Origin of the sequence: Streptomyces sp. NPDC051740, assembly GCF_044453165.1 — a bacterium.
Lineage (GTDB): Bacteria > Actinomycetota > Actinomycetes > Streptomycetales > Streptomycetaceae > Streptomyces > Streptomyces atrovirens.
In genome coordinates this window covers 95,609-116,367 of record NZ_JBITCL010000011.1, presented here as the reverse complement: position 1 = coordinate 116,367, position 20,759 = coordinate 95,609, and the positions used below count along the sequence as shown (strand labels likewise).

General features: G+C 73.4%; 17 protein-coding genes and 1 pseudogene. 11 read left to right on the top strand and 7 right to left on the bottom strand.

What is annotated here, in order from left to right; all coding sequences use genetic code 11:
- Positions 1 to 76: 76 nt before the first annotated feature.
- Positions 77 to 2,590, top strand: a complete 2,514-nt coding sequence (locus tag ACIA6T_RS20055; RefSeq protein WP_399447815.1) for a DEAD/DEAH box helicase — start codon at positions 77 to 79, stop codon at positions 2,588 to 2,590.
- A gap of 19 nt (positions 2,591 to 2,609) precedes the next feature.
- A complete protein-coding gene (locus tag ACIA6T_RS20050; RefSeq protein WP_073934723.1) occupies positions 2,610 to 3,476 on the top strand; it encodes an acyl-CoA thioesterase II in 867 nt (288 codons plus the stop codon).
- 1 nt (position 3,477) lies between these two features.
- Here the strand turns inward: ACIA6T_RS20050 and ACIA6T_RS20045 are convergent, their stop codons facing one another.
- Both ACIA6T_RS20045 and ACIA6T_RS20040 read right to left on the bottom strand, forming a co-directional pair.
- Positions 3,478 to 4,398, bottom strand: coding sequence for a DUF6397 family protein (locus ACIA6T_RS20045; RefSeq protein WP_399447814.1), 921 nt, complete (start codon positions 4,396 to 4,398; stop codon positions 3,478 to 3,480).
- A 126-nt stretch (positions 4,399 to 4,524) separates the two neighbouring features.
- A complete protein-coding gene (locus ACIA6T_RS20040) occupies positions 4,525 to 4,932 on the bottom strand; it encodes a roadblock/LC7 domain-containing protein (protein WP_399447813.1) in 408 nt (135 codons plus the stop codon).
- Positions 4,933 to 5,158: 226 nt separating this feature from the next.
- Between ACIA6T_RS20040 and ACIA6T_RS20035 the strand changes: the two genes are divergently transcribed.
- The 4 genes and pseudogenes from ACIA6T_RS20035 (at position 5,159) to ACIA6T_RS20020 (ending at position 8,917) form a co-directional block, all read left to right on the top strand.
- Positions 5,159 to 5,758 carry a class I SAM-dependent methyltransferase gene (locus ACIA6T_RS20035; RefSeq protein WP_399447812.1) on the top strand — a complete coding sequence of 200 codons (600 nt, stop codon included), beginning with the start codon at positions 5,159 to 5,161 and terminating at the stop codon, positions 5,756 to 5,758.
- Between the two features lie 282 nt (positions 5,759 to 6,040).
- A pseudogene (locus ACIA6T_RS20030) lies at positions 6,041 to 6,337 on the top strand (hypothetical protein).
- A 138-nt stretch (positions 6,338 to 6,475) separates the two neighbouring features.
- Complete coding sequence (locus ACIA6T_RS20025) at positions 6,476 to 7,348, top strand: hypothetical protein (RefSeq protein WP_399447811.1); 873 nt, start codon at positions 6,476 to 6,478, stop codon at positions 7,346 to 7,348.
- Positions 7,349 to 7,531: 183 nt separating this feature from the next.
- On the top strand, positions 7,532 to 8,917 hold the full coding sequence (locus tag ACIA6T_RS20020) for a tannase/feruloyl esterase family alpha/beta hydrolase (protein WP_399447810.1): 1,386 nt from the start codon (positions 7,532 to 7,534) through the stop codon (positions 8,915 to 8,917).
- 4 nt (positions 8,918 to 8,921) lie between these two features.
- Here the strand turns inward: ACIA6T_RS20020 and ACIA6T_RS20015 are convergent, their stop codons facing one another.
- Complete coding sequence (locus ACIA6T_RS20015) at positions 8,922 to 9,104, bottom strand: hypothetical protein (RefSeq protein WP_399447809.1); 183 nt, start codon at positions 9,102 to 9,104, stop codon at positions 8,922 to 8,924.
- A gap of 456 nt (positions 9,105 to 9,560) precedes the next feature.
- Between ACIA6T_RS20015 and ACIA6T_RS20010 the strand changes: the two genes are divergently transcribed.
- Positions 9,561 to 12,248, top strand: a complete 2,688-nt coding sequence (locus tag ACIA6T_RS20010; RefSeq protein ID WP_399447928.1) for a DEAD/DEAH box helicase — start codon at positions 9,561 to 9,563, stop codon at positions 12,246 to 12,248.
- The gene (locus tag ACIA6T_RS20005; protein ID WP_399447808.1) at positions 12,245 to 13,564 is read left to right on the top strand and encodes an SWF or SNF family helicase; all 1,320 of its coding nucleotides are present in this window, start codon (positions 12,245 to 12,247) and stop codon (positions 13,562 to 13,564) included. The genes ACIA6T_RS20010 and ACIA6T_RS20005 overlap by 4 nt, the downstream gene beginning before the upstream one ends.
- A 112-nt stretch (positions 13,565 to 13,676) precedes the next feature.
- On the opposite strand, the gene ACIA6T_RS20000 is transcribed toward ACIA6T_RS20005, so the two are convergent.
- Positions 13,677 to 14,066, bottom strand: coding sequence for a hypothetical protein (locus ACIA6T_RS20000; protein WP_399447807.1), 390 nt, complete (start codon positions 14,064 to 14,066; stop codon positions 13,677 to 13,679).
- A 447-nt stretch (positions 14,067 to 14,513) separates the two neighbouring features.
- Entirely contained in the window at positions 14,514 to 15,680 is a 1,167-nt protein-coding gene (gene xylA / locus ACIA6T_RS19995; RefSeq protein WP_399447806.1) for a xylose isomerase, read from the bottom strand.
- Positions 15,681 to 15,794: 114 nt separating this feature from the next.
- Here xylA and xylB point away from each other — a divergent pair, with 114 nt between their 5' ends.
- The 3 genes from xylB (at position 15,795) to ACIA6T_RS19980 (ending at position 19,473) form a co-directional block, all read left to right on the top strand.
- Positions 15,795 to 17,240: a xylulokinase gene (gene xylB / locus ACIA6T_RS19990; RefSeq protein WP_399447805.1), complete on the top strand. Its 1,446-nt coding sequence runs from the start codon at positions 15,795 to 15,797 to the stop codon at positions 17,238 to 17,240.
- A 352-nt stretch (positions 17,241 to 17,592) separates the two neighbouring features.
- Positions 17,593 to 18,801, top strand: coding sequence for an ROK family protein (locus ACIA6T_RS19985; protein ID WP_399447804.1), 1,209 nt, complete (start codon positions 17,593 to 17,595; stop codon positions 18,799 to 18,801).
- Between the two features lie 276 nt (positions 18,802 to 19,077).
- Positions 19,078 to 19,473, top strand: a complete 396-nt coding sequence (locus ACIA6T_RS19980) for a luciferase family protein (RefSeq protein WP_399447803.1) — start codon at positions 19,078 to 19,080, stop codon at positions 19,471 to 19,473.
- 21 nt (positions 19,474 to 19,494) lie between these two features.
- On the opposite strand, the gene ACIA6T_RS19975 is transcribed toward ACIA6T_RS19980, so the two are convergent.
- Both ACIA6T_RS19975 and ACIA6T_RS19970 read right to left on the bottom strand, forming a co-directional pair.
- Complete coding sequence (locus tag ACIA6T_RS19975) at positions 19,495 to 19,689, bottom strand: hypothetical protein (protein ID WP_073934709.1); 195 nt, start codon at positions 19,687 to 19,689, stop codon at positions 19,495 to 19,497.
- A 102-nt stretch (positions 19,690 to 19,791) separates the two neighbouring features.
- Positions 19,792 to 20,655 carry a phosphatidylinositol-specific phospholipase C/glycerophosphodiester phosphodiesterase family protein gene (locus ACIA6T_RS19970; RefSeq protein WP_399447802.1) on the bottom strand — a complete coding sequence of 288 codons (864 nt, stop codon included), beginning with the start codon at positions 20,653 to 20,655 and terminating at the stop codon, positions 19,792 to 19,794.
- Between the last annotated feature and the right edge of the window lie 104 nt (positions 20,656 to 20,759).

Sequence of the window (20,759 nt, the reverse complement as noted above, 5' to 3'; positions counted from 1 at the left end):
ACACAGCGTAGCGTCCGCGATCTTCGTGCCCGCAGCCGATTCCCCCATCGGCCGGGCGGGCAGGCAAGATGGGGGCGTGACCCTCATCGATCAGCTGCCGCCGACCGCCGACCCCGACGCCCTCTACGAAGCCTTCGAGTCGTGGGCCCAGGAGCGCGGTCTCACGCTCTACCCCCATCAGGAGGAGGCGCTGATCGAGGTGGTGTCCGGGGCGAACGTGATCGTGTCGACGCCCACGGGCTCCGGCAAGAGCATGATCGCCGCGGCCGCCCACTTCGCCGCCCTGGCGCGCGACGAGGTCACCTTCTACACGGCGCCCATCAAGGCGCTGGTGTCGGAGAAGTTCTTCGAGCTGTGCAAGATCTTCGGCACCGAGAACGTCGGCATGCTCACCGGCGACGCGTCCGTCAACGCCGACGCCCCGGTCATCTGCTGCACCGCCGAGGTGCTGGCGTCGATCGCGCTGCGCGACGGCAAGGACGCCGACGTGGGCCAGGTCGTGATGGACGAGTTCCACTTCTACGCGGAAGGGGACCGCGGCTGGGCCTGGCAGATCCCGCTCCTCGAGCTGCCGCAGGCCCAGTTCGTGCTGATGTCGGCGACGCTCGGCGACGTCTCCTTCTTCGAGAAGGACCTCACCCGCCGCACCGGCCGCCCCACCGCCGTGGTCCGCTCGGCGACGCGTCCCGTGCCGCTGTCCTACGAGTACCGGTACACGCCGCTCACCGAGACGCTCACCGATCTGCTCGAGGCCCGGCAGGCGCCGGTCTACATCGTGCACTTCACGCAGGCGCAGGCGGTGGAGCGGGCGCAGGCGCTGATGAGCATCAACATGTGCACGCGCGAGGAGAAGGACAAGATCGCCGAGCTGATCGGCAACTTCCGTTTCACCACCAAGTTCGGCCGTAATCTGTCCCGCTACGTCCGGCACGGCATCGGCGTGCATCACGCCGGCATGCTGCCCAAGTACCGGCGGCTGGTGGAGAAGCTCGCGCAGGCGGGTCTGCTGAAGGTCATCTGCGGCACCGACACGCTCGGGGTGGGCGTCAACGTCCCCATCCGCACGGTGCTGTTCACGGCCCTGACCAAGTACGACGGCAACCGCGTGCGCACACTGCGGGCCCGTGAGTTCCACCAGATCGCGGGCCGCGCCGGACGCGCCGGCTTCGACACCGAGGGCTTCGTGGTGGCACAGGCCCCCGAGCACGTCGTCGAGAACGAGAAGGCCCTGGCCAAGGCGGGCGACGATCCGAAGAAGCGCCGCAAGGTCGTGCGCAAGAAGGCACCCGAGGGCTTCGTCGCGTGGAGCGAGCAGACCTTCGAGAAGCTGATCGGTTCCGAGCCGGAGCCGCTGACCTCCCGCTTCCGGGTCACGCACACCATGCTGCTGTCGGTGATCGCCCGGCCCGGCAACGCCTTCGAGGCGATGCGACGGCTGCTGGAGGACAACCACGAGCCGCGCAAGCAGCAGCTGCGGCACATCCGGCGGGCGATCGCCATCTACCGTTCGCTGCTGGACGGCGGCATCGTCGAGAAGCTCGACCGGCCGGACGCCGAGGGCCGGATCGTCCGCCTCACCGTGGACCTGCAGCAGGACTTCGCGCTGAACCAGCCGCTGTCCACGTTCGCACTGGCCGCGTTCGAACTGCTGGACCCCGAGTCGCCGTCGTACGCGCTGGACATGGTGTCCGTCGTGGAGTCCACGCTGGACGATCCTCGTCAGATCCTCGCCGCCCAGCAGAACAAGGCGCGCGGCGAGGCGGTCGCCGCGATGAAGGCCGACGGGGTGGAGTACGAGGAGCGCATGGAGCGGCTCCAGGACATCACCTACCCGAAGCCGCTGGAGGAGCTGCTCTTCCACGCGTACAACACCTACCGCAAGAGCCACCCCTGGGTCGGTGACCATCCGCTGTCGCCGAAGTCCGTGATCCGGGACATGTACGAGCGGGCGCTGTCGTTCACCGAGCTGGTGTCCCACTACGAGCTGGCCCGCACCGAGGGCATCGTGCTGCGCTACCTCGCGAGCGCCTACAAGGCGCTGGAGCACACCGTCCCGGACGACCTGAAGTCGGAGGACCTGGAGGACCTGATCGCCTGGCTGGGCGAGACGGTGCGCCAGGTCGACTCCAGCCTGCTGGACGAGTGGGAGCAGCTGGCCAACCCGGAGGAGATGACCGCCGAGGAGGCTCAGGAGAGGGCCGACCAGGTCAAGCCGGTCACCGCCAACGCGCGTGCCTTCCGCGTCCTGGTCCGCAACGCCATGTTCCGCCGGGTCGAGCTCGCCGCCCTCGACCAGGTGGACGAGCTGGGCGGGCTGGACGCCGAGGGCGGCTGGGACGCGGATGCCTGGGGCGAGGCGATGGACAAGTACTGGGACGAGTACGAGGAGCTCGGCACCGGTCCCGACGCCCGTGGGCCGAAGCTGCTGCTGATCGAGGAGCAGCCGGAGAACGGGCTGTGGCGGGTCCGGCAGATCTTCGACGACCCCGGCGGCGACCACGACTGGGGCATCAGTGCCGAGGTCGACCTCACCGCCTCCGACGCGGAGGGCCGCGCGGTCGTCCGGGTCACCGATGTCGGCCAGTTGTGAGCACAGGAGAAACCCACCCATGACGAATCCGGCCGAGAGCCTCGTCGCCCTGCTCGACCTGGAGCAGATCGAGGTCAACATATTCCGTGGCCGCAGCCCGCAGGAGTCCCTCCAGCGGGTCTTCGGCGGCCAGGTGGCCGGCCAGGCCCTGGTCGCCGCCGGCCGCACCACGGAGGGCGACCGTCCCGTGCACTCCCTGCACGCGTACTTCCTCCGTCCGGGCAGACCCGGGGTGCCGATCGTGTACCAGGTCGAACGGGTGCGGGACGGCCGGTCGTTCACGACCCGCCGGGTCACCGCGGTGCAGCAGGGACGCACGATCTTCAATCTGACCGCCTCCTTCCACAAGCCTGAACAGGGGAGTTTCGAGCACCAGCTGCCGCCGGCCCGCGAGGTCCCGGACCCCGAGTCGCTGCCGACGGTGTCGGACGAGATCCGTGAGCATCTGGGCGCGCTGCCGGAGCAGTTGGAGCGGATGGCACGCCGCCAGCCCTTCGACATCCGCTATGTGGACCGGCTGCGCTGGGATGCCGACGACGTCAAGGGCGCCGAACCGCGCAGCGCGGTGTGGATGCGCGCGGTCGGCCCGCTCGGCGACGATCCGCTGGTGCACACCTGCGCCCTGACGTACGCCAGCGACATGACCCTCCTGGACGCCGTGCGGATCCCGGTGGAGCCGCTGTGGGGGCCGCGCGGCTTCGACATGGCGTCGCTGGACCACGCGATGTGGTTCCACCGTCCGTTCCGCGCCGACGAGTGGTTCCTGTACGACCAGGAGTCGCCGATCGCCACGGGCGGGCGGGGTCTGGCCCGCGGCCGGATCTACGACCTGGAGGGCCGGATGCTGGTGTCCGTCGTCCAGGAGGGGTTGTTCCGGGCCCTGTAGGTCACCGGTTTCCGCGCCACCACCGGCCCAGCAGGCCGCGGGACGTCCCGTGTACCGGCTCGACGGCTTCCGGCGCGCGCTGGGCCGGTTCCGGTCGGCGGGGAGCGGGACGGGGTGCCGGCCGGTGTGCCCGCGCCTCCTCCGTCAGCCGGGCCAGATCGGCCTGCAGCCAGGCGACCTCGTCCGGGTCCTGAGCGGTCATGAGCTCTTCCGCCAGGTCCGCGGCCGGTGAGCCGGGCGCGCCGTGGGACGGTGGCGGCCGGCGGAACCCGTTGAGGTGGGAGCGGTCGTAGGGGTCCGGAACGGCCTCCGACACGTGCAGCGGGCCGAGCAGCGACGCCACGGCCCCGGCGCGCGCCCAGGGGTCGTCGGCCCGGCGGAGCATGAAGCCCAGCTGCCGGGTGCGCCAGTTGCGCGGGCGCAGGTCGATGCCGGTGTCGAGCTGGCTCCTGAGGTTCTCGGGCGTGCGCCCCGTCAGCAGGGGTGTGTTCCTGTCGTCGGCCGCGAACAGCCGTAGCTCCTCGGCCAGGTAGAGCCAGACCACGGCGCGGTAGCGGTTCAGGTAGAACTTCACGGGCACCAGCAGTCCCAGCCTCGCGAGGCGGGTGAAACGGGTCTTCGTCACGTCGATGAGGGCGGCGCCCTCCGTGGTGCCCACGGCTTGCACGTTCCGGCGCAGGGCCTCCGGAAACCCCGGTCCGGCGCGGAGCCGCTCGATCTCGGCCCGGTCGACCCACCGGCCCCCTCCGCCGGCGTCGGGGATCGTCCGGATCCGCCCGAGCTGCACGGCGAGATCGAACTCGGTGCTTTTGAGACCGAGTTCGCGGGCCGCGCGGCCCGGGCCGACCCGGACCTCCCGTGCCGTCGCGGGCCGCGCGGCGATGGCGGTGGTGTTGTACGTGACGGTGCGCTGTCCGGGCATGTTCGTCTTCCCCCGTGGAGTGTGGGCGGCCGGCGCCGGGTGCGCCGCCGGGAAAAACCGTAGCCGCTTTGTCACTCTCCGTGGCGAGCCTGTGGATAACTCCGCAGCGGAGGACGAATACGCAGGTCAGAGCTCTGTGTCGGGTTTCCGTCGGCGGGCGTCCACGTCCAGATGCTCGCCGACCCGGTTGACCAGCAGGGTCATCTCGTACGCGATCTGGCCGATGTCGGCCTCCGCCCCGCTGAATACGCACAGACAGCTGCCGGTGCCCGCCGCGGTGACGAAGAGCACCGCGTCGTCGAACTCGATCATCGTCTGGCGTACCCCGCCCGCGCCGAAGTGTCGTCCCGAACCCTTGGCGAGGCTGTGCAGTCCGGACGAGACGGCGGCTAGGTGCTCCGCGTCCTCGCGCCGCAGCCCCGTGCTCGCGCCCGTCACCAGCCCGTCGTTGGACAGGACCAGTGCGTGCCGTACGTGTTCGACGCGTTGGGTCAGGTCGTCCAGCAGCCAGTCGAGTCCCTGGTTCTGCGCCATGTCGTGTGTCTCCCCCTGGTTCTTCCCCGTGGTCTGCCCCGTGTGCCGTTCCCTCCTGGCGGGAGGGCCCTCGCGCCAGCCTTCCCCACGACCGGGCGCCGGGCAAGGAGGACGGGAGCCAAGGGCGGAAGATGACCGAGGAACAGTGGCGCGAGCCCTGATCCCACGGTCATCCCACCGAGTCGAGCAAGGGTGTCACCCGTTCCGGTGAGGGATCATGCGGAGCATGAGCGACGACCACACACACGTCCAGGAGTTCTTCACCGCGCGTGCCGCCGGCTGGGACCGCCGCTTCCCCGACGACGGTCCGGTCTACGCCGCCGCGGTCGCCGCGCTCGGGCTGCGCGAGGGTGACCGGGTGCTCGACGCGGGCTGCGGCACCGGGCGTGCCCTGCCGCCGCTGCGTGCGGCCGTGGGGCCCTCGGGCGTGGTCCTCGGCGCGGATCTGACGCCGGCCATGCTGCGGGAGGCGGCACGGGCCGGACGGGACCGTGACGGAACGCTGCTGCTGACCGACGTCGCCGCGCTGCCGCTGCGCCCGTCCGCGCTGGACGCCGTGTTCGCGGCGGGTCTGATCGCCCACCTGCCCGACCCGGCCGGCAATCTCCGGGAGATCGCGCGGGTGGTGCGGCCGGGTGGCGTGCTCTCGCTGTTCCATCCGGTCGGCCGGGCGGCGCTCGCCGCCCGGCAGGACCGCACGCTCACCCCGGACGACCTCCGCGCGGAGCCGAATCTCCGTGCGCTGCTGTCCCGTTCGGGGTGGCGCATGACGTCGTACGTCGACGAGGACACGCGCTTCCTGACGCTGGCCGTACGCGCGGACTGAGCATCCGGCCACGCGCCGGGCGCCCGGTCCGGGTTCCGCACCGGGCCGCTCCGAAGTCCCGGTACGGGGTGGCTCCCGGGTCCGCCGACCGGTGGCCGCGCCTGCCGGACCGCTCCGTGAGCTCTGCCGTCCGGGCGAGCAGCCGGCCGGTCCGCGGAACGGCGCAGGTCCCGGAGTGCCGCACCGTGCCGCCCCCTTCTCCCGCCGAAGCCGCGACTCCACGTTGAGCAGGAGGAGATGAACGGTCGGCGAGGACAACCGTGCCGGGGGAAGACGGACCGCATGTGGGGAAGGGTTCGGGGGATCGGGAGCAGAGTGATCGGCGGGTGACGCGCGGAGGGCCGGGCCGGTCGGGAGGAGCGTCCGCACCTTCTGTTCGAGGCCGCCGCGGCGTACGTCTCGGCCTGTGCGGAGGACGATCAGGACCGGATCGACGAGGCGGCCGACTGGGTGTCGCCGGAGGCGCTGTCGTTCGGGGTGAACGAGCCGGCGTGCCGGGCGGTGATCACGCTCGCGCGGGAGCGGGACGAGTCTCCGGGGACGGTCGCGTGGGCGCTGCTGGGTCTTCCGGCCGCCTGAACCGTCCGCCGGCGCGTGGTCGATTCGCCCCGTCCGGCCGGAAACCTGCAGCTCCGGGTATGGCTGCGGGGGTCGTGACAAGCGGCTCGGGGTCGGCATAGGGTGCGCGCCGGTGGACGAAGCGATGGGGAGGCTGGGATGGCCGGGACGGACGAGGAAGCCGTCGCCGCCGCGGACGACGCGCTCTATGTGCTCACCGCGGCGCTGCTGACGCCGGCGACGTTCCCGAGCGTGCTGGGCGACGACTACCCGGAGGCGTGCGCGGCGCTCGGCCTTCCGCCCCTCGCCGACGGGTACGGGCTGGTGCTCGGCCAGGACGGCGAGGGCGCCCGGTGGACCGTCGTCGTCGACGACGTCTCGCTGGTCGCCGTCGCGATCGCGTCCTGGGACTGCGGGATGGAGCACGACCTGTCGCCGGACGAGCGCACGGTCGTCGCCGCGCTGCCCGGCTGGCCCCTCGCGGTGGCCGTCGCGGCGCCGAACGTGCCCGCGCCGCACGATCCCGGCCCGGACGCCGCGGACGGGCCCCCGCTGGCCCCGCCGGACGCCGGGGCCTGGGGGCCGGCCCAGCGCCGGCTGGGTGCCGACGAGATCGCGCTGCAGTGGGCGGTCTGGCGGGAGCAGGTCGACGACGCGGCATTCACGGCGCCGGGCGGTTCGGCCCGGGCGGCCGACGACGCCGAGGGGGCCGCGGAGGAGGGCCGGACGGCAGAAGCGGGCGGCCGGCCGGACGGGCGGCCGGGGCACGGAGGGATCCGGCGGGTGCTGGCGGAGGCACGCGCGTACGTCGACTCGCCGCCGCCGCTCGGCCGGGTCCGCTCGTCCTTCGCCCCGGGAGGCGCGCGCACCCTGCGTGCCGACGGCCCCGGCTGGTCGCTGGTGGCCCGGACCGACGACATCGCGTTCGTCCTGCTCGACGACGAACCCGGCGAGGTCCTGCCGGTGGGCCGGGGCCCGGAGCTGCCGGGCCTGCTCGAAGCGCTCGACCGGATGGCCGTACGGCCGCTCTGAGCACACGCGGTTTCGGAAAGGGCCAGGGGTGACGGACGTCAGCGTGTGTTGAAACCCCACGTGTGGACGCCGTTCCATAGGGCGCCGACCCATCGATGACGGCGAGGGCGGGCCCTCACCATGGGGCAGTTCCGCGATCGACCCCATGTCCCCCTTCCGCTGCTCGTCCTTCCGGAGGCCGTCATGCGCCCCTCCCGTGGCGTTCCCTTGCTCGTCGCCGTCCTCGCCGCGGCCGCCCTCACCGCCCCGACTCCGGCCGGCGCGGCCGGGGACGGTCACTGCGCGCGCCAGGAACGGGTGCGTGTGCCGGGCGCCGCCCATCAGCGCAGTGCCTGTCTCGCCGATCTGACCACGGCGGGGCTGGCCGGTACGCCGTACACCGACATGGCCGACCAGGCGGGGCTGACCGCCGCGGCCACCCGGTCGCCGTCCGGCGTGCCCGGAGTGCAGATCGACGGCTACTTCCCGGACTCGTCCCACTTCAACAACACCCACGGCTGGCGGCACGACGCCCAGTTCGTGATCCGGCTGCCCGACCGCTGGAACGGCGGGCTGGTCGTCACCGGGGCGCCCGGCAACCGCAAGCAGTACGCGACCGACAAGGCGATCTCCGACCAGGTACTGGCGCGGGGCTACGCCTACGCGGCGACCGACAAGGGCAACAGCGGCGTCGACTTCCACCGTGACGGCAGGCGGCCCGGTGACGCGGTCGCCGAGTGGAACGCGCGCACCGCACAGCTCACCCGCGCCGCCCGGCGCGCGGTGGCCCAGCGCTACGGGCACGCCCCGCACCGCACGTACATGACCGGCGTCTCCAACGGCGGCTACCTCACCCGCTGGCAGCTGGAGAACCACCCGGAGCTGTACGACGGCGGGGTGGACTGGGAGGGCACTCTGTGGGCCGCCGAGGGACCTCACCCGCTGCTCTCCCTTCCGGTGGCGGTGGCCCGGACGTACGGCAGGGCGACCGACGAGGACATGTACGCCGCGGGCTTCGCACGCGGGTCCGAATTCCTGTGGCCGTACCACGAGAAGGCCTACTGGGGACTCACGCAGAAGATCTACCGCGCCGAGTTCGACCCGGACTACGACCCGGGCTGTCCCGGCCCCTCCGCCGGGTCGACGACGGAGCGGATCCTCGCGCCGTGCCCGTCCGACGCCGCCTACGACTACGCCTCGCGTCCCGCGTCCGTGCACCGTGCCGTGGAACGTGTGGCGCTCACCGGGCGGATCGGGCGGCCGATGATCACCCTGCACGGCGATCTGGACGCGTTGCTGCCCAAGTCCGTCGACTCCGATGTGTACGACGACATGGTCGAGGCGAGCGGACGCGGGCGGATGCACCGCTACTACACGGTGCTGGGCGGGACGCATGTCGACGGGCTGTACGACACTCGTCCGGACCGGCTGCGACCGATCCTGCCCTGCTACCGCTCGGCGTTCGACGCCCTGGTGGCATGGGTGGAGCGCGGAGTCGCGCCGCCCGCCGACCGCACGATCGGCAGGCCCGCGGACGGCGACGTGGTCGACTCCTGCGCGCTGGGCTCCGGTGAGGCGGTGACGCCGTAGCGCCTCAGCGGCCCAGCTCCTTGCGCGAGACGCGGCGCAGCCTGCGCCGCTGTGCGGGGTCCAGGGCGAGGTACGCGGCGGCCGGGACTCCCAGGACTATCAGGAGCGCGGCCCACCAGGGCAGCCAGATGAGCAGGATCAGTCCGGTCGCCACACCCCCCGCGGCGATCTTGGCGTTCTTCGACATGAGTGTCGCCTCCTTCGCGGCCATTGCCGCTCTCTGCCGTGAAAACGGGCCCGCGCCCGCGGCAGTTCCGGACCCCGACCCTGAGACGTCCCTGAGGAGCGACCCCTAAGGTTTTCGAGAGCCTGTCGTGGGCCTCCCGGGCGGGAGGCCCACGACAGGCCTCCACGGTGACCCGTCTCACAGCGCAGGCATACCCGGTCTGCGCCACCCATGCTGTACCCTCGGCGACTCCGGCTTCACTAGTCAAATTTGAGGAATCCTGTCATCGCCGCGCAGACGACCCCCCCGGCGCCCTCCTCCGCACACTCCGCGCACTCCGACCTGGCCGGCTGTCCGGCCGTATTCGTACCGGGTGACCCCGCCCGCACCGGCCGGGTCGCGTTCTGGCGACCCGACGGCTCGCCTCCCCCGGCCGTGGACACGGACGCGGCGTCGGCCGAGGACCTGACCGTCGTGATGCCCGGCGACGACGGGACCGAGGCGGTGCGTGTGCCCGCCACCGTACTGCCGGTGCGTGACGCGCTCCCGTTCCTCACGCGTGCGCGGGCCGGTGGTGCGGGACACCGGGCCACCCGGTTCTGGGGCGCCGCCACCGTGCACGCCCTGCACCTGGTGGCGCGCGGGCTGCTGCTGCCCGGCCTCTCCCCCGCCGACCACGACGCCTGGCGCGTCGGCCCGCTGGACGCGGAGGACGTCGAGGCGATCCGCCGGCTCGCCGCCGCGATGCCGCCGGAGGCGCACGCGACGCCGCTGGACGGCACCGGGCCGCCGCGGCTGCCCGACCCCGAACGGCTGCTGCGCGCCTTCCTCGACGCGGTCGCCGACACCCTCCCCCGCTCCCCCGCCGCCCACCTCGCGACCGGCACCGCCGCCTTCGCGGTACCTGAGCCGCAACGGCTGCCCGCACTGCGGACCTGGGCCGCCGACATCGCCGCCGGCCACGACGCCGGCGTACGGCTGTCCCTGCGGATCGAGGCGCGCGGGCTCACCGACGCGGCCGACACCGCGGACGTGTCGTTCCGGGCCGTCCTCCAGATGCACGGCGTGAGCGACCCCGCGCTCGTCGCGGACGCCGGTGAGGTGTGGGCCGGGGCCTTCGACGCGGCCTTCGACTCCCGCGCGCGGATGGACGCCCTGCTCGCGCTCCGCCGCGCGGCGCGGGCCTGGGCGCCGCTCACCCCCCTGTTGTCGGCGACCGTGCCGGACGCGGTGGACCTCGCGGAGGAGGAGATCGCCGAACTCCTCGGCGACGGCGGCCGGGTGCTCGCCGGTGCGGGCGTCGACGTGCACTGGCCCAGGGAACTGGTCCGCGAACTCACCACCCGCGCGGAGGTCGGTCCCGCCGACGACGAGCCGGGGCCCGGAAGGGCCGGGGTCGCGGACGGGCCGTCGTTCCTGTCCGCCGACGCGCTGCTCGCCTTCGACTGGTGGTTCGCCCTGGGCGACCGGCGGCTCACGCGCGAGGAACTGGACCGGCTGGCCGAGGCGAACCGCCCCCTCGTACGGCTGCGCGACCAGTGGGTCCTGATCGACCCGCGGGAACTGGCCCGCGCCCGTGCGCGCCAGGACCGCAAGATCACGCCGGTCGACGCGCTCGGCGCGGCCCTGACGGGCTCCGTGGAGGTCGACGGCGGCCGGATCGAGGTCCGGCCCACCGGGTGGCTGGCGGCCCTGCGGGACCGCCTCGCGGAGCCCGGGACGCAGGAGCCCGTCGAGCAGCCCGCCGCGCTCGCCGCCACGCTGCGGGACTACCAGCGGCGCGGCCTGGACTGGCTGGCCCGGACGACCTCCCTGGGCCTGGGCTGCTGTCTCGCCGACGACATGGGGCTCGGCAAGACCATCACCCTGATCGCCCTGCATCTGCACCGCCAGACCGATCCGGAGTCCGCGGGCCCCACTCTCGTGGTCTGCCCGACCTCCCTGATGGGCAACTGGCAGCGGGAGATCGAGCGGTTCGCGCCCGGCACCCCGGTGCGCCGCTTCCACGGCGCGCGGCGGACGCTGGACGACCTGGCCGACGGCGAGTTCGTGCTCACCACGTACGGCACCATGCGGCTGGACGCCTCCCGGCTCGCCGGGGTCCCCTGGGGCATGGCCGTCACCGACGAGGCCCAGCACGTGAAGAACCCGTACTCCTCGACGGCCCGTCAGCTGCGTTCCATCGGCGCACGCGCGCGCGTGGCGCTCACCGGCACACCGGTGGAGAACAACCTGTCGGAACTGTGGGCGATCCTCGACTGGACGACTCCCGGCCTGCTGGGCCGGCTCGGCACCTTCCGACGGCGGTACGCGGACGCCGTCGAGGGCGGCCAGGACCCGGCCGCGGCGGAACGGCTGGCCCGTCTGGTACGGCCGTTCCTGCTGCGCCGCCGCAAGTCGGACCCCGGGATCGCGCCCGAGCTGCCGCCCAAGACGGAGACCGATCACGCGGTGTCGCTCACCCAGGAGCAGACGGCGCTGTACGAGGCCGTGGTGCGCGAGGCGATGGCCGAGATCGCGGGCGCCGGCAGCATGGCGCGGCGCGGGCTGATCGTGAAGCTGCTGACCGGCCTGAAGCAGATCTGCAACCATCCGGCGCAGTTCCTCAAGGAGGAGCGGCCGGTGGTCGCCGGGAGGTCCGGGAAGCTGGAGCTGCTGGACGAACTCCTCGACACGGTCCTCACCGAGCGGACCGGCGTCCTGGTGTTCACGCAGTACGTGCGGATGGCGCGGCTGCTGGAACGGCATCTGGCCGCGCGGGGTGTGCCGACGCAGTTCCTGCACGGCGGCACGCCGGTCGCCGAGCGTGAGGCGATGGTGCGCCGCTTCCAGGACGGCGAGGTCCCGGTCTTCCTGCTGTCGCTGAAGGCGGCGGGCACCGGGCTGAACCTCACCCGCGCGGAGCACGTCGTGCACTACGACCGCTGGTGGAACCCCGCCGTCGAGGCGCAGGCGACGGACCGCGCGTACCGCATCGGCCAGACCCGGCCGGTGCAGGTGCACCGCATCATCGCCGAGGGGACCATCGAGGACCGCATCGCCGGGCTGCTGGAGCGCAAGCGTGAGCTGGCCGACGCGGTGCTCGGCTCCGGTGAGGCGGCGCTCACCGAACTGACCGACGCCGAGCTGGCGGAGCTGGTCGAACTGCGAGGGGGACCGCGATGACCCGGTACGACGGTGACGAGGCCGGCGCGGAGCGCACCTTCGCCGCGCTGCCGCCCGCGCGGGGGCGCGGTTTCGCGCAGAGCTGGTGGGGCCTGGCCTGGCTCACGGCGCTGGAGGGTACGGCGCTGGACTCCGGGCAGCTCAAGGCGGGCCGCGGGCTGGCACGCGCGGGCGCGGTCGGCGCGGTGTCCGTACGGCCGGGGCGCGTCACGGCGGTCGTACAGGACCGGGACCGTACGGCCCACCGCGCGGACGTGCTGCTGCAGGAGCTGTCCGGGGAGCAGTGGGACCGGTTCCTGGCCATGACCGTGGAGCGGGCCGGGCATGTGGCGGCGCTGCTCGACCGCGAGATGCCGACGCACCTGGTCGAGGACGCGGAGCTGGCCGGTGTCGAACTGCTGCCGGGTCTGGGCGATCTGGAGCCGGAGTGCGACTGCGGCGCCTGGGACCACTGCGGTCACACGGCGGCGCTGTGCTATCAGGTGGCCCGGCTCCTGGACCAGGACCCGTTCGTCCTGCTGCTGATGCGGGGGCGGGGTGAACGCGCCCTGCTGGACGCGCTCCAGGCCCGGGGCGACGCGTCCGCCGGGCGGCCCGCCCAGGGGCCGGAAGGCGTGGACGCGGCCGAGGCGTACGCGGCCGGTGGCATCCTGCCGTCGCTGCCGGCCGCCCCCGCGCTCCCCGCGGAGCCGGGGGTCCCGCCGTCGCTGGACGCGGAGGCGGAGCCCGTGGCCGGGATCGATCCGCCCGCGCTGGAGTTCCTGGCCGCCCGGACCGCCGTACAGGCCCACCGGCTGCTGGCCCGGGCGCTCCAGGACGGGCACGAACGGCAGCCCGTGGAACCGGAACCGGCCGTCGCGCGGGACGCGGTGCGGCTGGCCGCCGGGGAGCCGGACCGCACGGTGACGGAGCGGCTCGCCGAGGGATCGGGGCGCGGCCGGGAAGGGCTGGCCGTGGCGGTACGGGCCTGGCAGCACGGCGGTACGGCGGCTCTGGCCGTGCTCGACGAGGAGTGGACCGTAGACGGCGAACGGCTGGCACGCGCGCGTGCCGCCCTCGACTCGGCGTGGGACGAGGACGAACGGCCGGTGCTCCGGGCCCGGGCCAACCGGTGGACGGTGGCCGGCGCACCCGTCCAGCTGCGCCTGGGCCGCGAGGGCCGCTGGTGGCCGTACCGCAAGGAACGCGGCCGGTGGATCCCGGCAGGGGATTCCTCCCCGGACCCGGCGACGGCCCTGGCCACGGCGGAGCGCGCACCTGAAAGTCAGCCGCCGGCGAAACCGTCACCACACCAAAGCCACGACCGGCCCCAGTAGCCATACCGCGAGGAACACGGTCGCCGGGCCCCGGCAGGAGTTCCCGCAGGGGTCCGGTGACGGCCTCGGCCGAGGGCCTCTCCGGGGAGTGACCGTGTCTCGTGCGGTGTCGTCAGGGCAGTTCCACGTCGCCCAGGGACGGCAGGAGCGACTCCAGGCCGCTCGGCAGCTCGCTCGGGAGCTCGGACGGCAGCTCCGTGGGGAAACCGGAGGGGAGGCGGCTCGGGAGACCGCTGGGCAGCTCGGAGGGGATGCCCAGCGACGGAGCGGGTGAGCCGCCGGTGCCCGTGCTGCTCTCGGTGGGCTCCTTGTCCGGCGAGTCGTCGTCACCCGTGGCCATCAGTACGACGAGGGAGACGGCCGCGATGGCGACGACGACGGCGAGCAGAAGGAGCACGAGCCTGCGCCCGCCGGGAGGGCGGGGCGGCGGCGCGCCGTCGTTCGCGGGTGGTCCGAAACTGCCGCCGTCCGGCGGCCGGGGCGGTACGGGTGGCATGGCCATACACACCATGGTCGCCGCGAATACGGGGTCCGCGCGAGGACACCGCGCGGAAGTTGATACGGACTCAGGGCACGGGCGCCATGCTGACGGCGTACCCCAGGCGGAACGCGCGCCCGGAACAGCACCGTCCTCGCGGCGGGCCCGACCCGTAGCACTCGCGTGCGCCACACGGTCGTACCGCGCGAGGGCGCGCCTGCGGGATGCGTACCGGGCCGGCTCGGGCCGCGCCATCCCGCGCGGGACGTCGCCGCCGGGAGGCCGGCCCGGATACGTGCCACCGCGCGCGTGATTCCGCGCGGTCGTCGCGTCGGCCACAACCGGGAGCGAACCACACGCGGGGGCGCGGTCGTCCCACCATCGCGCGGGGCGCGGTCGTCCCGGATGCGTGCGCGAGGGCGTGCCCGTCCCGTGGCAGGGGTGGGGCGGGCACGCCCTCGCGGTCGGGGTTCAGCCCCGGGCGCCCAGCAGGTGGTCCATCGCCAGCTGGTCGAGGCGCTCGAAGGCCATGCCCCGCGCGGCGGCCTCGTCGACGTCGAAGTCCTCGAAGGCGGACCGGTCGTCGAGCAGGGCCTGGAGGCCGTCTGCCGCCGTGGGCTGGGCCAGCTGGTCCAGACGGGCCGCGCGCAGCGCCTCCTGCACCTCCGGGTCCGCGCGGAAGGCCGCCGCGCGCTCCTTGAGGATCAGGTAGTTGCGCATGCAGCCGGCCGCCGAGGCCCACACGCCGTCGAAGTCCTCGGTCCGCGGCGGCTTGAAGTCGAAGTGCCGCGGGCCCTCGTACCCGGCCGACTCCAGCAGGTCGACCAGCCAGAACGCGGCGCGCAGGTCGCCCGCGCCGAAGCGGAGGTCCTGGTCGTACTTGATGCCGGACTGGCCGTTGAGGTCGATGTGGAAGAGCTTGCCCGCCCACAGCGCCTGCGCGATGCCGTGCGGGAAGTTCAGCCCGGCCATCTGCTCATGGCCGACCTCCGGGTTGACGCCGTACAGCTCCGGGCGCTCCAGACGCTCGATGAACGCCAGGGCGTGGCCGATGGTGGGGAGCAGGATGTCGCCGCGCGGCTCGTTCGGCTTGGGCTCGATGGCGAAGCGGATGTCGTAGCCCTGGGAGGTGACGTACTCGCCGAGCAGGTCGAAGGCCTCCTTCATGCGGTCGAGGGCGTCCCGCACGTCCTTGGCGCCACCGGACTCGGCGCCCTCACGGCCGCCCCAGGCCACGTAGGTCTCGGCGCCGAGCTCGGCCGCGAGGTCGATGTTGCGGATGGTCTTGCGGAGCGCGTAGCGGCGCACGTCGCGGTCGTTGGCGGTGAAGCCGCCGTCCTTGAACACCGGGTGGGTGAACAGGTTGGTGGTGGCCATCGGCACCTTCATGCCGGTGTCGTCCAGCGCCTGCCGGAACCGCTTGACGTGCTCCTCGCGCTCGCTGTCGCTCGAGCCGAAGGGGATGAGGTCGTCGTCGTGGAACGTGACGCCGTGGGCGCCCAGCTCGGCCAGGCGCCGCACCGACTCGACCGGGTCGAGGGCACGCCGCGTGGCGTCACCGAAGGGGTCCCGTCCCTGCCAGCCGACGGTCCACAGTCCGAAGGTGAACTTGTCCTCGGGGGTGGGCTGGTAGTTCATGCCGCGGCTCCTCGCTCGCTGAGACTATTTCGTCATGGCGCTTTACAAATTAGTATGCAGGAACATTTCTGGGAAGAGACACACCCCGCCAGGGCGCGGAAGAGGGAGAGACCGATGTCAGCAGCCGAGGGTCCGCTCGTCGTCGGCGTGGACACATCCACCCAGTCCACCAAGGCGCTGGTCGTCGACGTGGCCACCGGCCGGGTCGTCGCGAGCGGCCAGGCACCGCACACGGTGACCTCCGGCGCGGGCCGGGAGAGCGATCCGCGCCAGTGGTGGGACGCCCTGTCCGAGGCGCTGCGCCAGTGCGGCGAGGCGGCGCACGAGGCCGCAGCGGTGTCGATCGGCGGGCAGCAGCACGGCCTGGTCACCCTGGACGGGCACGGAGAGCCGGTCCGCCCGGCGCTGCTGTGGAACGACGTGCGTTCCGCGCCGCAGGGCCGCCGGCTGATCGAGGAGCTGGGCGGCGCGAAGTTCTGGGCCGAGCGCACCGGAAGCGTGCCGGCCGCCTCCTTCACGGTCACCAAGTGGGCCTGGCTGGCGGAGCACGAGCCGGACGCGGTGCGCGCCACCAAGGCGGTCCGGCTCCCCCACGACTACCTCACCGAGCGGCTCACCGGACAGGGCACGACCGACCGCGGCGACGCCTCCGGCACCGGCTGGTGGGCTTCGGGGACGGAGGCGTACGACGAGGAGATCCTCGCGCACGTGGGGCTCGACCCGGCGCTGCTGCCCCGCGTGGTGCGTCCCGGTGAGGTCGCCGGGACCGTGCGCGACGGCCACGACCTGCCGTTCTCCAAGGGGACCCTGGTGGCGTGCGGCACCGGTGACAACGCCGCCGCCGCGCTGGGCCTGGGGGTGCGTCCCGGCACGCCGGTGATGAGCCTCGGCACCTCGGGCACCGTGTACGCGGTGACGCAGCGCAGGCCGGCCGATCCGACCGGCACGGTGGCGGGGTTCGCCGACGCGCGCGGCGACTGGCTGCCGCTGGCCTGCACGCTCAACTGCACGCTGGCCGTGGACCGGGTAGCGGCGCTGCTGAACCTGGACCGCGAGGCCGTCGAACCCGGGCGCGGCATCACGCTGCTGCCCTTCCTGGACGGCGAGCGCACCCCGAACCTCCCCAACTCCTCCGGTCTGCTGCACGGGCTGCGCCACGACACCACCGGCGGGCAGCTGCTCCAGGCCGCGTACGACGGTGCCGTGTACTCCCTGCTGGCCGCGCTGGACCTCGTCCTCGACGAGGACGCCGACCCGTCGGCGCCCCTGCTGCTGATCGGCGGCGGCGCCCGGGGCGCGGCCTGGCAGCAGACCGTACGGCGGCTGTCGGGGCGGGCCGTGCAGGTGCCGCAGGCGAAGGAGCTGGTCGCGCTCGGTGCGGCGGCGCAGGCGGCCGGGCTGCTCACCGGGGAGGACCCGGCCGCGGTCGCCCGGCGCTGGGACACGGCGGCGGGCCCGGTGCTGGAGGCCGTGGAGCGGGACGAGGAGACGCTGGCCAGGCTGGCCGGGGTACTCTCCGACGCGGCCCCGCTGCTGGACCGCGGCACGGACACCGACTGACGACACCACCGGCCCGGCACCGACGGGCAGGCACCGGCCCGCCGGCACGGACCGACGGACGCCTACCCACCGGCACGGGCCGGCAGGCACCCGCCTGCCGACACCGACCGGCGGGCACGGACCGACCGGCACGAACCCGCGGGCACGAACCCACCGGCACGTGCCGGCAGGCACCGGCCCGCCGGCACGGACCGACCGTCGTCGACCTGTCGGTCGACACCAGCCGACCGGCACCGACCCGACGACACCAGCCGACCGGCACCGACCCGACGACACCAGCCGGCGGGCACGGACCGACCGGTGTCGGCCGACAGGTCGACGACGACCGCAGAGACCGAGGAACGACGGAGGAATGAGCGCACCGCTGCACAAGGCCCGCCCGGCCGGTCCGGGGCGCGCGCTGCCCGACACCCAGCAGGGCATGCGCCGCCGCAACCTCTCGCGGGTGATGCACACCGTCAGCGCCGAGGGCCCGCTGTCCCGGGCCGCCGTCGCCTCCCGCATCGGCCTGACCCGCGCGGCGGTGTCCACGCTGGTCGACGAGCTCATCCGCTCGGGCCTGCTGGAGGAGCTGGGCCCGGAGCGGCCCGGACGTGTGGGCCGTCCCGGTTCGGCGCTCGCCGTCAGCGGGCGCGGCCCGGCGGGGATCGGCGCCGAGGTCGGCGTCGACCATCTCGCGGTCTGCGCGGTCGACCTGCGCGGCCGGGTCCGGTCGCGGGCGGTGCGGCACGTCCCGAACCGGGGCCGCTCCCCCGGGCCGGTGCTCGGGGAACTCACCGAGCTGACGGAGCGGGTCGTCGCCGAGGCGGAGGGCGAGGGCCTGTGGCCGGCGGGGCTCGCCGTGGCCGTACCGGGACTGGTGGCGCGCGACGCCCGGACCGTCGTACGCGCCCCGAACCTCGGCTGGCTCGACACGGACCTCGGCGACCTGCTTCCGGCGGGCCTGCCGCTCACCGTGGCCAACGAGGCCAACTTCGGCGCACTGGCCGAACTGTGGCTCGGCGAGGACACCCCGCGCGACTTCCTCCATGTGTCCGCCGAGATCGGTATCGGTGCCGCGGTCGTCGTGGACGGGCGGCTGCTGCACGGAAACCGCGGCTTCGCGGGCGAGCTGGGCCATGTACCGGTACGGCCGGACGGACCGGAGTGCGCCTGCGGCGGACGGGGCTGTCTGGAGCAGTACGCCGGTGAGGAGGCGGTGCTGCGCGCGGCCGGGCTGGAGCCGGGCGAGGACCGCGTCGGCCTCCTCGCGGGCCGCGCCGAGCAGGGCGACGCGAACGTACGACGCGCCCTGGAGGACGCGGGAACGGCGCTCGGGATCGCCCTGACCGGGGCGGTCAATCTGCTGGACCCCGAGAGCGTGGTGCTGGGCGGAGCCCTGTCGGGGCTCGCGCCCTGGCTGCTGCCGTCGCTCCGCTCCGAGCTGGCCCGCCGTACCGCGGGGCCGGCCTGTCCCGTCTCCGTGTCCCCGCTGGGCCCCGAGGGCCCGCTGCTGGGCGCGGCGCACTCGGTGGTGCGGGGAGTCCTGGACGACCCGGCGGCGGTGGCCGAACGGGCCTGACACGCGTGCCCGGACCACGCGGGCCACGCGCGTGAGCCTCTCCTCGGGTTCCGCGCGAAGTCGCGCGGGGTGTCGCTGCCGCCGGCGATCGCCTTCCGGCCGTCCCGGTCGCACACGAGGACGGGAACGCCGTACCAGGTCACGAGCTCATCGACTGCCATGACATGATCGCGTGTCAGGTTCTCACCGGGGTTCCGGCGGCCTCACCACCTCACCACTCGATTACGAATCACCCAACTCCTGGTGTCCGGACGTTGAGCAGGCAACGATGAGGGCATGACACCGGCGCAGCGAGCCATGGAGCGACTGCTCACCTGGCCCGATCTCACGGACTGTCCGGCCGGTTGCGGTACGGGGCAGGCCCTCCGCACCGCCCGTGACGAGATCGTCCACTTCCACTCCGCGCGGGACGTGGACCTCCACCTCACCCGTCGCGCCATCCAGCGCTTCCACTACGACCTGGGCGGGTCGAGCGCGATACAAGTGGTCCCGAGTTCCGACTGGGTGACGGTGCATCTGGACTGCGCCACGGACGTGGACCTGCTGCTCAGCCTGGTGAGCGTCGCTCTCAAGGCGCACCAGAGCAGGCCCCCGTCCGCACCGCCGACACCGGCGGGGTGCAACTTCCACCGCGTCACCGTGCTGCCGCGCGACGCGGTGTCCGACCGCTGAACCACGCTCCGCGCGGTGACCTCACGGCCGCAGACCGCCGACGATGTCGGCGGTCGCCGTGAGGCCGCTGTGGATCGTGGGCGCGATGCTCGTGCTGGCCAGGTAGAAACCGAGCAGCAGACAGACCAGCGCGTGGGAGATCTTCAGCCCCCCGTTGCGCAGGAAGATCACCGCAAGGACCGAGAGCAGCAGCACCACAGAGATGGAAATGGCCATCGTCAACCTCCTCCGCCACATCCGTTTCGCGGCGTTCGGCCGCAAGTGTGGCGTAACGGAAGGTTCGTCCGGGCGGCTGACCTGTCCTCCGAACGTGTGGTGTCACGCCCTCCGGCAGGTGTCGAGGAAGGATTCGAGCCCCGTGAGGTCGTCGGTGTTGAGGTGGTCGACGTCCGCCGCCACCAGTTCGCCCCAGAGCGCGTCGCGGGCGGGGCCCGGCAGGTCGGGGGTGGCCCAGAACCGCACCCGCTGTCCGCGCGCGTGGGCGGTGCCCACGATGTCGCGCAGTTTCCGGCGCTCGGCGTCGGGGAAGGCGCCGACGCCCCGCCAGGTGAAGTTGAGCGTCCAGTTGTCGGAGATCAGCGGGACGAAGGAGGCCGGTGCGGTGCCGCCGAGGTCGGCGAGCCGACCGTCGTAGAAGGCGTGGCGCACCCGTTGGGCCTCCATGGGCGCGCGGGCCGCGCGGTCGCCGGAGATGACGGCGGTGACCGGTCCGGGCAGCACCCTGCCGTGGGCGCAGGTGGTGAACAGGTGCCGGTGGCGGCGCAGACGGCGGTCGAGTTCGAGGTAGGTGGACGCGCCCTCGGTCTTGATGTCGATCAGCAGCTGGAGCGGCCTGCGGTGCCCGCGGTAGACCGAGCCGTGGTGGGCGCGGACCCGGGCGGCGAGCGGGTCGAGGTAGAGGGATTCGAGGGTGCGGGACGGGTCGAGGTCCTCGGGGTCGTGGGCGACGAGGAGTTGGTCGCCGACCAGGTAGACGTCGGCCTCGACGCTGCCGAAGCGGTGGTCGAGGGCGTCGAGGAGGGGACGGGGGTGCTCGTAGTCGTTGTGGGCGTGGGCCTGCCACAACGGGCGCGGCCGGTGCTTCTGTTCGCCGGCCAGTGCCTGCGTCGCGGGAAGGGCGACGGTACCGGCGAGGGCGACGCCGAGGGTGGTGAGGGCTCTGCGACGGGTGGTGAGGGCCATGCTCTGCCTCCCTGGAAGGGCCGTACGGGACCAGGGAGAGTATGAGGTCCTCGGGTGGCCCAAGAGCAGGGTGGTGCGGGGAGTTGGCCGATCCGCCGTCGGTC

What these genes read in the sequence shown, in the direction of transcription:
- ACIA6T_RS20035 (WP_399447812.1), top strand. Translation starts at nt 5,159, where the DNA reads ATGAGCGACGACCACACACACGTCCAGGAGTTCTTCACCGCGCGTGCC.
- ACIA6T_RS19985 (WP_399447804.1), top strand. Translation starts at nt 17,593, where the DNA reads ATGAGCGCACCGCTGCACAAGGCCCGCCCGGCCGGTCCGGGGCGCGCG.
- ACIA6T_RS19980 (WP_399447803.1), top strand. Translation starts at nt 19,078, where the DNA reads ATGACACCGGCGCAGCGAGCCATGGAGCGACTGCTCACCTGGCCCGAT.
- ACIA6T_RS19970 (WP_399447802.1), bottom strand. Translation starts at nt 20,655, where the DNA reads ATGGCCCTCACCACCCGTCGCAGAGCCCTCACCACCCTCGGCGTCGCC.
- xylB (WP_399447805.1), top strand. Translation starts at nt 15,795, where the DNA reads ATGTCAGCAGCCGAGGGTCCGCTCGTCGTCGGCGTGGACACATCCACC.
- ACIA6T_RS20045 (WP_399447814.1), bottom strand. Translation starts at nt 4,398, where the DNA reads ATGCCCGGACAGCGCACCGTCACGTACAACACCACCGCCATCGCCGCG.
- ACIA6T_RS20015 (WP_399447809.1), bottom strand. Translation starts at nt 9,104, where the DNA reads ATGTCGAAGAACGCCAAGATCGCCGCGGGGGGTGTGGCGACCGGACTG.
- ACIA6T_RS20010 (WP_399447928.1), top strand. Translation starts at nt 9,561, where the DNA reads ATGCCCGGCGACGACGGGACCGAGGCGGTGCGTGTGCCCGCCACCGTA.
- ACIA6T_RS20040 (WP_399447813.1), bottom strand. Translation starts at nt 4,932, where the DNA reads ATGGCGCAGAACCAGGGACTCGACTGGCTGCTGGACGACCTGACCCAA.
- ACIA6T_RS20005 (WP_399447808.1), top strand. Translation starts at nt 12,245, where the DNA reads ATGACCCGGTACGACGGTGACGAGGCCGGCGCGGAGCGCACCTTCGCC.
- ACIA6T_RS19975 (WP_073934709.1), bottom strand. Translation starts at nt 19,689, where the DNA reads ATGGCCATTTCCATCTCTGTGGTGCTGCTGCTCTCGGTCCTTGCGGTG.
- ACIA6T_RS20050 (WP_073934723.1), top strand. Translation starts at nt 2,610, where the DNA reads ATGACGAATCCGGCCGAGAGCCTCGTCGCCCTGCTCGACCTGGAGCAG.
- ACIA6T_RS20000 (WP_399447807.1), bottom strand. Translation starts at nt 14,066, where the DNA reads ATGGCCATGCCACCCGTACCGCCCCGGCCGCCGGACGGCGGCAGTTTC.
- ACIA6T_RS20020 (WP_399447810.1), top strand. Translation starts at nt 7,532, where the DNA reads ATGCGCCCCTCCCGTGGCGTTCCCTTGCTCGTCGCCGTCCTCGCCGCG.
- ACIA6T_RS20025 (WP_399447811.1), top strand. Translation starts at nt 6,476, where the DNA reads ATGGCCGGGACGGACGAGGAAGCCGTCGCCGCCGCGGACGACGCGCTC.
- xylA (WP_399447806.1), bottom strand. Translation starts at nt 15,680, where the DNA reads ATGAACTACCAGCCCACCCCCGAGGACAAGTTCACCTTCGGACTGTGG.